The organism is Marnyiella aurantia (genome assembly GCF_014041915.1).
GTDB classification, from domain to species: Bacteria; Bacteroidota; Bacteroidia; order Flavobacteriales; family Weeksellaceae; genus Marnyiella; species Marnyiella aurantia.
The window spans coordinates 446316-461591 of the sequence record NZ_CP059472.1; the positions used below are offsets into that span (position 1 = coordinate 446316).

The following is a 15276-nucleotide window of genomic DNA, read 5'->3' on the forward strand; positions in this document are numbered from 1 at the left end:
ATGAAATTAATTACTCCTCATTTTCCCGGATGCTGAGATCCTTGTTAAGGTCCGGATTAAGTTTCAGGTATTTCTCTTTCTGGTTATCCCTGAAACGGATGTTCAAGACTTCCACAATAAGACTGAAAGCCAGACATGAGTAAATGATGTTCTTGCTTACATGCTGATGGATCCCTTCTGCCACCAACATCACGCCAATAACCACCAGGAACGAGAGTGCCAGCATCTGGAGGCTTGGATACTTGTTGATAAGGGCTGAGATCGGCCCAGCAAAAGCCATCATAATACCGATCGAAATTACCACAGCGATAATCATAAGCATCACATTATCCACCAAACCAATAGCTGTGAGTATGGAATCCAGCGAGAAAACCATGTCAATCAGGATAATCTGCAGAATAATAAGCGTCATTAAGCTGGAAGCGCTGGACTTTGGTTTTGGCACGTCATCATGGCCACGCATCTTTGCATGAATTTCCATCGTACTTTTACCGATCAGGAATATACCGCCGGCAAGCAGGATAATATCTTTCCAGCTGAGCGCCAGCGGTAAATCGGTGCCGGGTTCATTGAACCAGCCTAAATTGAGTACAGGTTCTTTAAGACCGATAATCCAACTGATCATCAGCAGTAGGATTATGCGGAATATCATGGCAAAGGCCAAACCGAGGTTTCGGGCGAAGCGCTGTTTTTCCTTAGGCAGTTTATCTGCTATAATGGAGATAAATATAATATTATCTACCCCCAAAACGATTTCAAGAAACGTTAAGGTAAGCAGACTGACCCATATTTGGGGATCGGCGAAATTAGGTAATTCAAGAAGCGAGAACAATTCCATATATTAATAGTTTGGTGCAAAAATAACCAATGATGGAGGCGAATTATAATTTATTTTTTAAAAATTCAATTATTTTATCAGTCGACGTCTGCAGATCCGATGGCAAAGTTGCCTGCGTCCAGGGTTCGGTGGCTCCAAATGTGTGATTGGCACCGTCCAGAATAATAAGTTCTGAGCCTTTGCACCACTCGTTCAGCAGATATGCTTCTTTATCCTTCACCGCTGCATCATCTGTGCCCTGAATTATAAGCATTGGCTTCTCCAGATGCTGAGCGCTGTACTGGACCGAAAAACGGTCTTCGTTCTGCTTATAATCTTCGTAAAACTGAAAATAATGTGGCATCTGCTGCCTGGTGCGGGCATTCTCTGAATACATGACGCCGCTCTCCTGCCAGTTTGTAAGTCGGTCTCCGGAGGGGAAACGGTAGCCGAAATGGCTTACACCGGCCAGTGAAACCAATGCTTTTACACGTTCGTCTTCAAAAGCTTTAATGACGGAAATTCCGGCACCACGGCTGTGGCCGACAAGAGCTACTTTTTCCGGATTGATTTCGGGCTTACGTACGAAATGTTCAATGACCGCCTCATAATCCAGCATTTCCTTACTGAAATTATTGTTTGCAAAAGCTTCGAGGTCGGCAAACTCAGTTGGGTTATCCAGCGTGGTGCCGTTATGCGAGAAATTGAATTTTACGAAATAAAATCCGGCTTGCGCTATTTTTTCGGCCATTAAGTCCCAGGCACCCCAGTCTTTATAACCTTTGTAGCCGTGGGCAAAAATGACCAGCGGAAGTTTGTCAGTGGTCTCCGGATAACAGGCATCGGCGAGGAAATCCTGGGTCTGCGGATTTTTAATGATGACGTTTTTCTGAATATTGATTTTCATGAGAGTTAAAAGTGATTTTCATTTCAAATTTCGTGCAAATGTAGATGGTTGGAGCAGGGAATTCCCGATGCGTCACGCAGCGGCGGCGAAGCCGCCGCTGCCAGGGTCACGCCCAAAAAAAATCACCCAGTTAAACTGAGTGACTGTCTTATTTACCAAATCTTAATCCTTTCTTCCGGTGCCCTGTAAAGCTTGTCGCCAGGCTTCACATCAAATGCTTTATAGAAGGAATCCTGATTTACCAATGGTCCGAAAGCCCGGAAATAGCCTGGAGAATGCGGATCGGTCTTCACCTGATTTACCATATACTGCTCTGTAGATTTTGTACGCCATACGGTAGCCCAGCTCATAAAGAAGCGCTGATCCTGCGTGAAACCACTGATTAGTCCCGGATTGCCGTGGTCTTTCAGATACATCTGAAGTGCCGTGTACGCCACTGCTACTCCACCAAGGTCGCCGATATTCTCGCCGCTGGTAAACTTACCATTTATGAAAGTCCCTTTCACAGGCTCGTATTTGCTGTACTGATCGGCCAGTTGATTTACCTTGTTTTCAAAATTCTTAAGGTCGGCATCTGTCCACCAATTGTTTAAGTTACCGTCGCCGTCAAATCTGGAACCGGAATCATCAAAACCGTGTGAGATTTCGTGTCCGATTACCGCACCAATTCCACCAAAATTCACTGCCGGATCGGCTTTGAAATTAAAGAAGGGCGGCTGCAGGATGGCTGCAGGGAATACGATTTCGTTATTTGACCCGCTGTAATAAGCGTTTACGGTCTGCGGAGCCATTCCCCACTCCGTTTTATCAACCGGTTTACCTACCTTATTCAAATTCTTTGCATAGTTCCATTCAGTTACCTTTTGAAGGTTCCCATAATAGCTGCCGCCGTCGTTGCTGGCCGTTAGCTGCAGTTTGGAATAGTCCTTCCAGGTATCAGGATAGGCAATCTTCACGCTGAACTTGGACAGTTTTTCCTGCGCTTTTACTTTGGTTTCAGGAGACATCCAGTCCAGGTTGCTGATGTGTTGCTGGAAAGCTTTCTTCAGGTAGGAGATATAGGTTTCCATCTGGGCTTTGGCTTCTGCCGGGAAGTACTTTTCAACATAAAGTTTTCCGAAGGCTTCACCCAAGGTACCGTTTACAACTCCTAATCCACGCTTGTCCATAGAACGCTGTTCCTTTTGGCCCTGAAGGTATTTGGAGTAGAAATTAAAGTTGATATCGTCCAGTTTTTTGTTAAGGTTACCGGCGTTTCCGGCTACAAGTCTGGCTTTCATATATTCCTTGATCAGCGGAAGGTTTTTTGCCGTCATCCAAGAGTCCATGTTCTGGTAGTACTTCAGTTCAGAGACGATTACTTTATCGGTCTTTACACCTGCCTTATTCAGATAGTCTGCAAGGTTAATGTTCTTTACAAGTTTCGGAAGTTCTGCAACCGTCTTGGGGTTATAGCGAAGGTTTGCGTCGCGGTTCTGCTCATTGGTAAGGAGATTCTGAGCCAGTTTTTTTTCAAAATCAACCACCTGGTTTGCGGTCTGTACGGCGTTTTTATGACCGGTTTCAGTGAGCAGCTGGGATATATAGTTCTTGTATTCAGCAAGCGTCTTGGTGTTGGACTCGCTTTCTTTTTGATAATAATCACGGCCCAGACCCAAGCTTGGTCCGCCGAAATATACTGCGTTCATGTTCGAGTTCTTCAGATCCGCACCTACTCTCCAGGCATAAAACGGGTTATCACCGGTCTTGGTAGCTTCAATGAGAAATTTCTGAAGATCGGCAATTGATTTAAGACCGTCAATCCTGGCCAGATCATTTTTAATTGGATTGATACCGTCGGCATTGCGCTTGTGCCAATCCATAAACGTTCCGTACAGCGCCTGTATTTTCTGGCCTTCGGAACCCGGGGCAAAGTTGTCATTCAGAATTTGATTTAAAATGCCGAGTGAAGCTACATCTACATCTTCCCTAAGTGCATTAAAACTTCCCCAGCTTGCTTTATCGGACGGAATTTCTGCTGTTTTCACCCAGTTTCCGTTCACATAGCTGAAGAAATCATCCTGTGGTCTTACTGTCGTATCCATATACGACAGGTTGAGACCTTCCTCTTTTACGGATGCAGGCTGCGCCGGTGCAACAGTTTCAGCAGCAGGTGCTTCTGCTGTCTTTGTGGCAGTACATGAATTAAGAAACACTACTCCGGACAAAGCCAAAAGGCCTATACTTATTTTTTTCATTTGAATATAACTTTGATTGAATCGTTCAAATATAACGAATATTTTTGGGCAGAAATTATACGTGATTTTGTGAAAGGTTCAGATTTTGCTCATTCCTTTGCAGCTTTAAAAAAATAAACTATTTTAAATTCAGATGAGCAGGAAAACCTTCATCCGCTTTACCGACAAAGGAATTTACTGTGTGCCCGGCAAATTTTACCTCGATCCCTGGAAACCTGTGGATATGGCGGTAATTTCCCACGGCCACGGCGACCATGCAAGATGGGGAATGAAAAAATACCTTTGCCACCACTTCAGCAAACCCATTCTTAAGCACAGGATTGGACCTGATATTGAGATCCAGAGTCTTGGTTATGGCGAAGAAATAAATATAAATGGTGTGACTGTTTCTTTTCATCCAGCCGGACATATTGTGGGTTCCGCACAGATTAAAATGGTTTACAAAGGTTATGTCATAGTTTTTTCCGGTGACTATAAAACCGATGACGACGGCCTCTCAACACCTTTTGAACTGGTAAGATGTAATGAATTCATTACGGAAAGTACTTTTGGCCTTCCCATCTATAACTGGCTGCCACCTGCAGATTATGCAGACCTTATGCAGACGTGGGTGGACCAAAACAGACAAAACGGAAAAACATCTGTGTTTATAGGATACTCTTTAGGTAAAGCCCAGCGTATTATGAAATCAGTTGAAGGCAGCGGTAAAATATATGTTCATCAGTCCATCGCCAGACTTAACGAGGCAATGGAGTCAGTGGATATTAAGCTTCCCGATTACGAAACCATTGACTTTGTCGAAGGTGCAAAAGCTGTGAAAGGCGAGATTGTGATTCTGCCACCTGCATTGCTGGATTCCAATGTCATAAAGAAAATTCCGGACCGTGCTACCTCCATCTGTTCGGGATGGATGCAGGTACGGGGATCCAGAAGATGGCGTTCGGCTGATGCGGGCTTCTCCATTTCCGATCATGCCGACTGGACCGGTTTGCTGAAGACTGTAAAAGCCACAGAGGCCGAAAAAGTATATGTTACCCACGGGCAGACTGCCGTTTTCTCAAAATACCTGCGCGAACTTGGAATTGATGCAGTGGAACTGCAGACGATTTTCGGCGATGAAGAAATGGAAGAAAAGGAAATCATAACTAAAGAAGAAAGCTGATGAAGGATTTTGCTTTTCTTATAAACACACTGGACAGCACTAACAAGACCAATGCAAAAATCGATGCAATGGTACATTACCTCCAGACAGCCGATTCCAGTGACAGATTATGGTTTCTCGCACTTTTCACTGGTAAAAGGCCGAAGCGTCCAGTCAATACCAATCTTCTTCGGCAGTGGGCCCTGGAACTAACCGGGCTGCCGGAATGGCTCTTCGTAGAAGCCTATTCGTCCGTGGGAGATTTGGGTGAAACGCTTTCACTCATACTTCCCAATCCTGCCGAAAGCATCGAAAAATCACTGACACAGTGGATGGTCGAACTGATTGCCCTTAAAGATTTTACAGAAGAAGAGAAAAAAACCTACGTCATTGAATCCTGGAATGGTCTTAATCATCTTGAGCGGTTTATATTTAACAAACTTATTGGCGGCAGTTTCCGGATCGGAGTATCCAAAAAACTGCTTATCAACGCGTTGGCGAAATACTCCGGAATTGAAGCAAATATTTTGATGCACAGCATTATGGGCAAATGGAATATTGATGAAGTTGATTTTGAAAACCTGATACAGGGAACTGATATCAACCCGGACGAATCAAAACCTTACCCTTTTTGCCTGGCCTATCCGCTCGAAAAGGAACCACAGGACCTGGGAGAACGCGAAAGGTGGCAGGCCGAGTTTAAATGGGACGGTATCCGCGGGCAGTTTATCAAACGAAATGACGAAATATTTATCTGGTCACGTGGTGAAGAGTTGGTTACGGAGCAGTTTCCTGAAGTGGTATCAGCACTTCGGGAAATGACCGGCAACTTTGTGATTGACGGAGAAATTTTAGTAGTAAAAGACGATAAAGTCCTTAACTTCAACGAACTGCAGAAGCGACTGAACAGAAAAACCATTTCAAAGAAAATGCTTGAAGAACTGCCGGTTCAGATCTTTGTATATGACATTCTGGAACTGGAATACGAAGACCTCCGCGAAAAACGGCTGGTAGACAGACGCGTTATACTGGAAGGCCTCATCATGAACAATCCTACGGGAAGTATTCACCTTTCTGAGGTTTTGGAAGCCACCACATGGGAAGAACTGGCCGAAGTTCGTGAAAGTTCACGTGATAATAATTCCGAAGGGTTAATGCTGAAGGAAAAGGAATCACAATATCACGCCGGGCGTAAGAAAGGAGACTGGTGGAAATGGAAAGTGAGTCCGCTTACAATTGATGCAGTATTGATTTATGCACAAAAAGGCTCCGGAAGGCGCAGCAGCTACTATACCGATTATACGTTTGGCGTGAAGAGCGGCGATTCAATCGTAACCATCGCCAAGGCCTATTCCGGACTTACTGACAAAGAAATAATGGAGGTTTCTAAATTTGTCAATAAAAATGCAGTGGAAAAATTTGGACCTGTTCGCACCGTGAAGGCCGAACTTGTTTTTGAAATCGCCTTTGAGGGAATTGGGTTCAGCAACAGGCATAAAAGCGGAGTTGCACTCAGGTTTCCGAGGATTGTACGCTGGCGCCGCGACAAAACAGTGGACGAAATTGACGATATTGAAGAAATTAAGAAACTGATCCAATAACAGCAACCGGCAAATCCGGCTACAGATGACAGAGAAATTCAGGAACAGCGACGGTTACCAGATTATAAAACGGTGGATGGAGTCCCGCGACATGGAACCTTTCACCTTTCAGGCAGAAACCTGGTATAAATACTCGCAAAAATACTCGGGTATGGTTGTCGCGCCAACTGGTTTTGGTAAAACCTTTTCCGTCTTTCTGGCTGTAGTTATTGATTTTATGAACCGTCCGGATCAGTACCACTCAGGCATGAAGCTTCTGTGGATTACACCACTGCGCGCCTTAGCCAAGGATATTGCAAAAGCAATGACAGAAGCGCTGGAAGATATTGGATTAGACTGGGAAGTGGACGTAAGGAATGGCGACACACCAAAAGACGTACGCGCCCGGCAGACAAAAAAAATGCCCGATGTGCTCATTATCACTCCTGAAAGTCTGCACCTGCTTTTAGCTCAGAAAAATCATCCTAATTTTTTCAAAAACCTCAACTGTATCGTAGTGGACGAGTGGCACGAACTGCTCAGCTCAAAACGTGGGGTTATGACGGAGCTGGCGCTTAGCCGGATTACAGGTTACAGTCCAAAACTTCGGATTTGGGGGATTACAGCTACAATCGGCAACCTGGATCAGGCGATGGAGGTGCTTATACCCTACGACCTGAAAAAAACCAAAGTAGTTGCCCGCGAAAAAAAGAAAATCGAAATCCATTCTGTTTTTCCTGATGATGTAGAGGTACTTCCATGGGCAGGTCACCTGGGAACAAAACTCGTGGATAAGATCATCCCCATCATTCTCGCAAGTAAAACTACACTGATCTTTACCAATACCCGCAGCCAGGCAGAAATGTGGTATCAGGTTCTGCTTACGGCAAATCCAGAGTTTGCAGGACAGCTGGCTATCCATCACAGTTCTGTGGACCGTGATATCCGTATCTGGATAGAGGAAAATCTCTCGTCAGGCTATCTGAAAGCGGCGATTTCCACATCTTCTCTGGATTTAGGAGTAGACTTTAAGCCGGTGGACACCGTAATTCAGATCGGTTCCAGTAAAGGTATTGCACGTTTTCTACAGCGTGCTGGTCGCAGCGGCCACTCTCCTTTTGAAACCTCAAAAATCTACTTCGTTCCCACACATTCACTGGAACTGATTGAAGTGGCAGCACTGAAAGAGGCTGTCAAACAGAAACAGGTAGAACCGCGTGAACCTCTTGTACTGTGCTATGATGTCCTGATTCAATATGTAATGACGCTGGCGGTAGGCACCGGTTTTGAGGAACAGGAAACTTACCGTCAGATTTCGCAGACGCATGCTTACCGGGAGTTCACCCGCGACGACTGGTCCTGGCTCCTTTCATTCATCACCGTAGGCGGCAAACTTAAAAACTATGAGGAATACCATAAGGTGGTCATTCAGGACGGTCTTTACAAAGTGACTTCCAGAAGGATTGCCATGCTACACCGGATAAATATTGGCGCCATCGTGAGCGACTCCATGATGAAGGTTAAGTTTTTTGGAGGCGGTTATATCGGGATGATTGAAGAATATTTCATTTCGAAACTCAACAAAAACGATAAATTCGTGTTGGCCGGCCGCGTTTTAGAGGTTTCGCACATCAAAGAAATGACGGTGTATGTTAAAAATTCATCCGGCAAAGCAATTGTTCCAAGTTATTTGGGTGGCAGGCTGCCTTTGTCCTCTTATTTAAGTGGATTTCTGCGGGAAAAACTGTCCGAATCACTGAATGCCAAATCGTCAGAAAAGGAACTTATTTTTCTGCATCCTTTGCTGGTTAGTCAGCAGGAGAACTCGCACATTCCCAATGAGCATGAATTTCTTGTTGAAAAAATAAAGACCCGCGAAGGTTTCCACCTCTTCATGTATCCTTTTGAAGGCCGGCTGATGCACGAGATCATGAGCGCTCTGGTTGCCTACAGGATTTCCAGAATATCGCCGATATCCTTCTCCATGGCCATGAATGATTACGGCTTTGAACTTTTTTCAAAACTGGAAATTCCTGTGGATGAAAACAACATTCATGATATCCTCAGCAAAGAAAACCTCATTCAGGACGTCCTCAGTTCCGTAAATTCCACCGAGATGGCGAGACGGAAATTTCGTGACATCGCTGTGATTTCGGGAATGGTGATCCGAAATTATCCCGGACAGCAAAAGAACAACAAGAACCTGCAGGCCTCTGCCGGATTGATCTTTAATGTTCTGGAAGACTATGACCCGGAGAACCTGCTTCTAAAACAGGCCTACGCCGAAGTTTTCTTCCAGCAGATTGATGAAGCACGTCTGGCCACTGCGTTTAACCGTATTCATGAAAGCGAAATCATTTTAAAGGAGTCAAATGCCTTCACGCCACTGAGTTTTCCAATAAAAGTGGACAGTTTGCGTCAAAGTTTAAGCAGCGAAGACCTGTCGGCAAGAATTTTGAGGCTTAAGGCGGAATCCATGAAAAAAAGGATGAGGAAATGACGCTGAAATCCCTGACTAAAACCATCAACAGCCAAACACTGATATTCACAAACCAGAGAGCACTTTTCTGGGTTGAAAAGCGGGCACTCATTATAAGTGACCTTCATATTGGGAAAACCTCCTATTTCCGCAAAAATGGTATTGCAGTTCCTTCCGGTATCCTTACAGATGACCTTACGCGTTTAGGTGCATTACTTATTCATTATGAGGCTGCAGAGCTTATTATTGTTGGCGATTTCCTTCATGTAGGACGAAATGCCGATTTTCAGATTTTCGAGACCTGGCTTCAGGAATTTGCGCATCTTAAGATCATTATAATTAAGGGAAATCATGACGATATAAAATCCGAATTCATGTCCCAACTGCCTGCAGAAATCCACGAAGACCATCTGATCATCGAACCCTTCAATTTTATTCATGTTCCGAATGAGGACGAAGATTATTTCACAATTTCCGGGCACCTGCATCCTGGTGTAACTGTGAAACTTGAAAGGAATAAATATGTTAGTCTACCGTGCTTCCGCTACACCGACAGGCAGCTTGTACTACCGGCTTTCAGCAAATTTACCGGTTTGGATACTAAAAGCTGCGGCGACTTTAACTGTATACCCTTTACCGAAGAACTTATTTTTGAGATGTAATAAGTTTGTATAATTTCCTGTGCCATTTATAAAATTACCATTTGTCAGCTTTTTAGCTGGCAAAAGGAATATAAATTGTTCCGAAAGCCTCAACCAAATCATTTTAACAATAAAAATCACGATTATGTCAGATGCTATTTCACCGAAAGAGAATTTATCCAACGAAGAAGCGATTAAAAAATTAAAAGAGCTGGCCGAAGGTGCCGGCAATTGTTTTTTTACCACGAAGATTAATGAATCAACGCCTCATACCCGCCCGATGGCGCTGCAGGAAGTTTGCGATCAGGGAAATCTGTGGTTTATCAGTTCCTCTGAAAGCTTAAAAAATGAAGAGATATCCGATGATGCCAGAGTGCAGCTTTACTTTCAGAATAACAGCAGTTATGAATACCTTTATGTTTTAGGCACTGCTACCATCCACAAAGACAAAGAACTTATTGACAAATACTGGACTTCCTTCGCCAATGCATGGTTTGACGGTAAAGATGATCCACGAGTTACCATAATTAAAGTGAAGCCTGTGGACTCCTACTATTACGAAACCAAGGACAATAAAGTTGTTGCAATGGCGAAGATGCTGTTCGTAGCAGCTACAGGTGCTAAAATGGAAGATGGAGGTGTAGAAGGAAAGCTTGAGGTTTAATATAAAAATTATGAATTCAAAGAAAATATTGATTCCCCTTTCTCTTGGCTTGATTGGATTATTTGTCTTTAACTCATGCAAAGCTAAAATACCTGCAGGTGCGGAGCCTGTAAGGAACTTTGACAAAGAGCGGTATCTGGGTAAGTGGTACGAAATTGCCAGACTGGATTTTACGTGGGAAAAAAACCTGAATAATGTAACCGCTGAATATGGCACCAAAGACAACGGAAATATAAGTGTCCTTAACCGCGGATATGACTATAAAAAGGACAAGTGGAAAGAATCTGAAGGCGAAGCAAAGCCGGTTGGTGACGCTACGGTGGGCAGTCTTAAAGTAGCCTTCTTCAAACCATTCTGGGCTGGGTATAATGTGATTGACCTCGAAGATTACAGATATGCCCTGGTTATTGGTGACAGTCTGGATAATATGTGGATCCTCTCCAGAGAAAAAACCATTCCGGACGATATAAAACAGAGATTTCTGGCTAAAGCCAAAAGTATAGGGTACCAAACTGAAGATCTTATTTGGGTAAAACACGATTAAGAAACTGTTAAAGTTATTGAGCGGCGTGCAGCAAATTGCACCCGCTTTTTTTTGCAAAACCGTAATTAAGAAAGAGGTTGGATCAGTTAATGAATTGTTGGTCTGTTTGAATTACTTTTGCAGGTTCACAGTGTGACACTTGTCTCATTCCGGCAAACCAACTCAAATAAATGAAGACCCTAAGCAAAATCATGATAAGTATATTGGTAATAACCGCCGGTTTGGTAGCAGCAGCCTTCATCATTATTAATCAGCCGAAATTTGGGAAGATACCGTCGGGTGCCCGCCTGGAGCGCATCCAAAAGTCGCCGCATTATAAAAACGGCAGGTTCGACAATCTGAATAATACGCCACAGCTTGCTGAAGACACATCGATGCCGGAGGTGATGTTCCGGTTCCTTTTTGGAAAAAAGGACCAGCTGAAACCGGCCCGAAGATTCACTATGAAAAAAACGAATCTGAAGGCATTGCCTACTGACGAAAATGTCTTTATATGGATGGGGCATTCATCATATTACATGCAGATGGATGGCCTGAAAATACTGGTGGATCCGGTTTTTAGCGGTAACGCATCACCTTTTACATTCACCACAAAAGCCTTTGAAGGAAGCGACCTTTATACAGCAGACGACATACCGGAGTTGGACCTGCTTATCATCACTCACGACCATTGGGACCATCTCGACTATCAAACGGTCAGGGAACTTCAGCACAAAACACGGCGAGTGGCCACAGGCCTTGGAACTGCGGAACATCTTGAATATTGGGGATTCGATCCGGAAATCATTACCGAACTGGATTGGTTTGAAGATGCTGAGTTGGGAAATGGATTCAGCATCCACTGTGAGCCGGCAAGACATTTTTCCGGTCGTGGCCTGAAGCGGGACCAGGCCCTGTGGGCAAGTTTCGTTGTACAGGGACCTACACAGAGAATATACATCGGCGGTGACAGCGGTTACGACGACCATTATAAAAAGATTGGCGCTAAATACGGCAGTTTCGACCTTGCTATTCTGGAGAATGGTCAATATAACAGAGACTGGCGTTATATTCATTTTCTGCCCGGAGAGAATATTAAGGCAATGAAAGAACTCAACGCCAAACGGATGATACCTGTTCACAATTCAAAATTTGCCTTAGCGGTGCATTCCTGGAGCGAACCGTTGGTCAGGATTACGGAACTGAACACCGAAAATTTAAGGATCATCACACCTGAAATTGGCGACAAGGTTCTTTGGCAGGACGATGCCAGAGTATACAAGAAGTGGTGGGAAGCCTATGAATAAGCATTTGGAATGATTTTTTCTGCCTGTTGGAAACCATTCGGGTTCGTTAGGATAACCAGCCGGGATGTATTTAAAATACGGCTCATGAAAAGAACACTACAGATTGCAAACGGCGTTGCGCTGGTCTTCACCATTATCTTCAACTATCTAAGTAACACCGGCATATTTGACGGGAAAACTATTGGTGATGTTTCCGATCAGTACAATACATCAATAACTCCCGCCGGCTATGCATTTTCCATCTGGGGACTAATATACGTGCTGCTTTTTGCTTTTGTGATCTATACCGGCAGAAGTCTGTTTAAGCCGGATAAAAACGATGCAGACGGCATCATTGAACGAGTGGGTTGGTGGTTTGTGGTTTCCTGCATAGCCAACTGTGTTTGGATTGTAGTGTGGCTGAACGGCTGGAGCGGCCTGTCCGTCGTAATCCTGGTCATTGCCATGATTTCTTTGACTAAAATACTCCTTGAAACTTTAAATTTTGGCGAAACTCCTGCAAAAAAATGGTTCGTTAATGTTCCTTTCCAGATTTATGCAGGTTGGATGAGTGTAGCACTCATCGTAGCTACTGCTGCCTGGCTGGGCAAAATTGGCTGGGATGGCCTGGGAATATCCGGCGAGTTATGGACTGTCATCCTAATTGCTGTTGCCACCGTGATTCATTTGATGATGACATGGCGAAAAAACTCGCCTTTATTCGCAATTGTGGGGACCTGGGCTTTTATGGCAATAGCGCAGGCTAACAGTGAAAGTTCATCAACCATTTATATATGTGCAATGATTTGTGCTGCGGTTCTTTTCGGCAGCAGTCTTTTTAATATGATCCGCAGAAAGTCAGTTTGATATATTAAGCGCAAATAGGCCAAATTGATATTTGTACGTATTTTTGAAAAAAGTTTCCCCATGAATATCAGAATACTGTTATTTTCTTTACTTACATTTTTGTCAGTCTTCTTTAAGGCGCAGGTTTTATCTGCTCTAAAGCCTTTGGATGCGGAACTCAGTACAGTTACCTATCCTTTTCCGGTTCAGTATAAAGAACTGAAAACTCAGGGGCAGAATCTTAACATGGCTTATATGGATGTTAAACCCGAAAAAGCTAACGGCAAACAGTTGTACTTGTGCACGGAAAAAACTTTAACGGCTATTATTTTGAGGAAACTGCCAGGTCGCTTCAGAAAGAAGGTTACAGGGTTGTCATGCCGGACCAGATAGGATTTGGGAAATCATCAAAACCAAAACAGTATCAGTTCAGTTTCCAACAGTTAGCCGAAAACACAAAAGCCATTATGGATGAGCTTAGAATTGACAAATTTGCAGTCCTTGGTCACTCAATGGGTGGAATGCTGGCTACAAAGATGGCGGTAATGTATCCGGACCGGGTAGAAAAACTCATTCTGGCCAACCCGATAGGCCTGGAAGATTACCGTAATTTTTCGCCTTATCAAAGTATTGATAAACTATATGCAGCTGAACTTAAAAACACTTACGAAAGTTACAGGGATTATCAGCTGAAGTTCTATTATGACGGGAAATGGAAGCCAGAATATGATAAATGGCTGAATTTACTGGCCGGATGGACCATACACAAAGATTTCCCAGTCACCGCCTGGAATGCGGCTTTAACCACGGACATGATTTACACGCAACCCGTAGTAGATGATTTTGAAAAGATAAAATCACCCACCCTGCTCATTATCGGTACAAGAGACCGCACCGCAATTGGAAAGGCAAATGCACCTAAAGAGCTTCAGCCGCAAATGGGCCTTTACCACATTCTGGGCAAAGAAACCCAGAAGAAAATAAAAGGATCAACATTGGTTGAACTTGAGAATGTGGGACATTCACCACATATTGAGGTTTTCGATCGTTTTATTCAGCCTGTTTTAAAATACCTGAAGTAACTAAGTAGAAGGATTCACATTTGCTGCCCGTTACTCAGGGAGTTTTATAACGCCTGCAGAAGCATTAAACCGAAGTAAATCACCATTTAAAACCAACGCGCTTTCAAAATTATTAGTGAAAAGCCCACCGGTACCTAAGCCCTGAGGCAGCGGATTTTGCTTCGTATACGTGTACTGCGCTATTGCGTTAAGTCCGATATTACTTTCCAGCGCTGAAGTTATCCAGTAATCTATACCTAATTTTTCAGCAGTATTAATCCACTCGTCGGAGCCCGAAAACCCTCCGATAAGAGACGGTTTCAGGATAATAAACTGCGGTTTTATTTGATTTAAAAGTTCTTCTCTTTCAATACTGTCAACAATTCCAATCAGTTCTTCATCCAGCGCGACGGGTGTGGGAGTTATGCGGCAAAGTTCAGCCATCTGCGAAATATTACCGGCCTTTATGGGCTGCTCAATGGAATGAATATCCAGCTCCGCCAGTTCACGCAATACCGTTTTGGCCTGTTCAAATGAAAGGGCACCGTTGGCATCAACCCTGATTTCCAGCTGGTTTCCCGGAAACTCCGACCGCAACTGTCTTAGGATTTCTCTTTCGGAAGGCCAGTCAATACCTATTTTTAACTTTAAACATTTGAAACCTTTCTGCAGTTTATCTGAGATCTGTTTTCGCATATGTTCGGCGTTACCCATCCAGATCAAACCGTTTATTCGGATCGGGGCTGAATCCTGCGTAAATTCAGACGGAAAGTAAATATTTCCTCCAAATTCCAGATTTCGGACCACCTGTTCATAACCGAACCAAATAGAAGGATAATGCAGCAGTTCATCCTTCAGAAATTCTTCATTTTCATTGATGTGTTCAACGAGCCACTTCAGTTTTTCTTCGTAATCGGGCACATCATCATAGCTGAGTCCGCGGAATATCCCACACTCTCCCACTCCCGTTTTACCGTCTTCAGTAATTGTAAGGATAAAGGTTTCCTTGGTATGCAATACACCGCGTGAAGTACCGCCGGGAGTCTCAAATTCTAAAATATATTTAAAGTATTCAGCCTTTTTCATAAGATTCT

The 15276-nt window shown here is 43.8% G+C and carries 12 protein-coding genes and 1 pseudogene; 9 read left to right on the forward strand and 4 right to left on the reverse strand.

Features of this window, described 5'->3' with window-relative positions; genetic code table 11:
• Window positions 1–10: 10 nt before the first annotated feature.
• The 3 genes from H1R16_RS02015 to H1R16_RS02025 all read right to left on the reverse strand — a co-directional run bounded on the left by H1R16_RS02015 (window position 11) and on the right by H1R16_RS02025 (window position 3961).
• Window positions 11–838: a TerC family protein gene (locus tag H1R16_RS02015; RefSeq protein ID WP_181885903.1), complete on the reverse strand. Its 828-nt coding sequence runs from the start codon at window positions 836–838 to the stop codon at window positions 11–13.
• Window positions 839–881: 43 nt separating this feature from the next.
• On the reverse strand, window positions 882–1724 hold the full coding sequence (locus H1R16_RS02020; protein WP_181885902.1) for an alpha/beta hydrolase family protein: 843 nt from the start codon (window positions 1722–1724) through the stop codon (window positions 882–884).
• A gap of 152 nt (window positions 1725–1876) precedes the next feature.
• The gene (locus H1R16_RS02025; protein WP_181885901.1) at window positions 1877–3961 is read right to left on the reverse strand and encodes a M13 family metallopeptidase; all 2085 of its coding nucleotides are present in this window, start codon (window positions 3959–3961) and stop codon (window positions 1877–1879) included.
• Window positions 3962–4094: 133 nt separating this feature from the next.
• Here H1R16_RS02025 and H1R16_RS02030 point away from each other — a divergent pair, with 133 nt between their 5' ends.
• The 9 genes and pseudogenes from H1R16_RS02030 to H1R16_RS02070 all read left to right on the forward strand — a co-directional run bounded on the left by H1R16_RS02030 (window position 4095) and on the right by H1R16_RS02070 (window position 14203).
• The gene (locus H1R16_RS02030) at window positions 4095–5123 is read left to right on the forward strand and encodes a ligase-associated DNA damage response exonuclease (RefSeq protein WP_181885900.1); all 1029 of its coding nucleotides are present in this window, start codon (window positions 4095–4097) and stop codon (window positions 5121–5123) included.
• Window positions 5123–6703: an ATP-dependent DNA ligase gene (locus H1R16_RS02035; protein ID WP_181885899.1), complete on the forward strand. Its 1581-nt coding sequence runs from the start codon at window positions 5123–5125 to the stop codon at window positions 6701–6703. The genes H1R16_RS02030 and H1R16_RS02035 overlap by 1 nt, the downstream gene beginning before the upstream one ends.
• Before the next feature lie 25 nt (window positions 6704–6728).
• Window positions 6729–9182 (forward strand): ligase-associated DNA damage response DEXH box helicase, encoded by a 2454-nt coding sequence (locus tag H1R16_RS02040; RefSeq protein WP_181885898.1) that lies wholly within the window; start codon window positions 6729–6731, stop codon window positions 9180–9182.
• Window positions 9179–9823: a ligase-associated DNA damage response endonuclease PdeM gene (pdeM, locus tag H1R16_RS02045; RefSeq protein ID WP_181885897.1), complete on the forward strand. Its 645-nt coding sequence runs from the start codon at window positions 9179–9181 to the stop codon at window positions 9821–9823. The genes H1R16_RS02040 and pdeM overlap by 4 nt, the downstream gene beginning before the upstream one ends.
• Window positions 9824–9947: 124 nt before the next feature.
• Window positions 9948–10466 carry a pyridoxamine 5'-phosphate oxidase family protein gene (locus H1R16_RS02050; protein ID WP_181885896.1) on the forward strand — a complete coding sequence of 173 codons (519 nt, stop codon included), beginning with the start codon at window positions 9948–9950 and terminating at the stop codon, window positions 10464–10466.
• A gap of 10 nt (window positions 10467–10476) precedes the next feature.
• Window positions 10477–11010 (forward strand): lipocalin family protein, encoded by a 534-nt coding sequence (locus tag H1R16_RS02055; RefSeq protein ID WP_158064218.1) that lies wholly within the window; start codon window positions 10477–10479, stop codon window positions 11008–11010.
• A 170-nt stretch (window positions 11011–11180) separates the two neighbouring features.
• Entirely contained in the window at window positions 11181–12296 is a 1116-nt protein-coding gene (locus H1R16_RS02060; protein ID WP_181885895.1) for an MBL fold metallo-hydrolase, read from the forward strand.
• An 84-nt stretch (window positions 12297–12380) separates the two neighbouring features.
• A complete protein-coding gene (locus tag H1R16_RS02065) occupies window positions 12381–13142 on the forward strand; it encodes a tryptophan-rich sensory protein (protein WP_181885894.1) in 762 nt (253 codons plus the stop codon).
• 60 nt (window positions 13143–13202) lie between these two features.
• Window positions 13203–14203, forward strand: a pseudogene (locus H1R16_RS02070) (alpha/beta fold hydrolase).
• 30 nt (window positions 14204–14233) lie between these two features.
• Here the strand turns inward: H1R16_RS02070 and menC are convergent.
• Window positions 14234–15268: an o-succinylbenzoate synthase gene (gene menC, locus H1R16_RS02075; RefSeq protein WP_181885893.1), complete on the reverse strand. Its 1035-nt coding sequence runs from the start codon at window positions 15266–15268 to the stop codon at window positions 14234–14236.
• Window positions 15269–15276: the final 8 nt, after the last annotated feature.

What these genes read in the sequence shown, in the direction of transcription:
- H1R16_RS02020 (WP_181885902.1), bottom strand. Translation starts at nt 1,724, where the DNA reads ATGAAAATCAATATTCAGAAAAACGTCATCATTAAAAATCCGCAGACC.
- H1R16_RS02035 (WP_181885899.1), top strand. Translation starts at nt 5,123, where the DNA reads ATGAAGGATTTTGCTTTTCTTATAAACACACTGGACAGCACTAACAAG.
- H1R16_RS02055 (WP_158064218.1), top strand. Translation starts at nt 10,477, where the DNA reads ATGAATTCAAAGAAAATATTGATTCCCCTTTCTCTTGGCTTGATTGGA.
- H1R16_RS02065 (WP_181885894.1), top strand. Translation starts at nt 12,381, where the DNA reads ATGAAAAGAACACTACAGATTGCAAACGGCGTTGCGCTGGTCTTCACC.
- H1R16_RS02060 (WP_181885895.1), top strand. Translation starts at nt 11,181, where the DNA reads ATGAAGACCCTAAGCAAAATCATGATAAGTATATTGGTAATAACCGCC.
- menC (WP_181885893.1), bottom strand. Translation starts at nt 15,268, where the DNA reads ATGAAAAAGGCTGAATACTTTAAATATATTTTAGAATTTGAGACTCCC.
- H1R16_RS02040 (WP_181885898.1), top strand. Translation starts at nt 6,729, where the DNA reads ATGACAGAGAAATTCAGGAACAGCGACGGTTACCAGATTATAAAACGG.
- H1R16_RS02030 (WP_181885900.1), top strand. Translation starts at nt 4,095, where the DNA reads ATGAGCAGGAAAACCTTCATCCGCTTTACCGACAAAGGAATTTACTGT.
- H1R16_RS02050 (WP_181885896.1), top strand. Translation starts at nt 9,948, where the DNA reads ATGTCAGATGCTATTTCACCGAAAGAGAATTTATCCAACGAAGAAGCG.
- pdeM (WP_181885897.1), top strand. Translation starts at nt 9,179, where the DNA reads ATGACGCTGAAATCCCTGACTAAAACCATCAACAGCCAAACACTGATA.
- H1R16_RS02025 (WP_181885901.1), bottom strand. Translation starts at nt 3,961, where the DNA reads ATGAAAAAAATAAGTATAGGCCTTTTGGCTTTGTCCGGAGTAGTGTTT.
- H1R16_RS02015 (WP_181885903.1), bottom strand. Translation starts at nt 838, where the DNA reads ATGGAATTGTTCTCGCTTCTTGAATTACCTAATTTCGCCGATCCCCAA.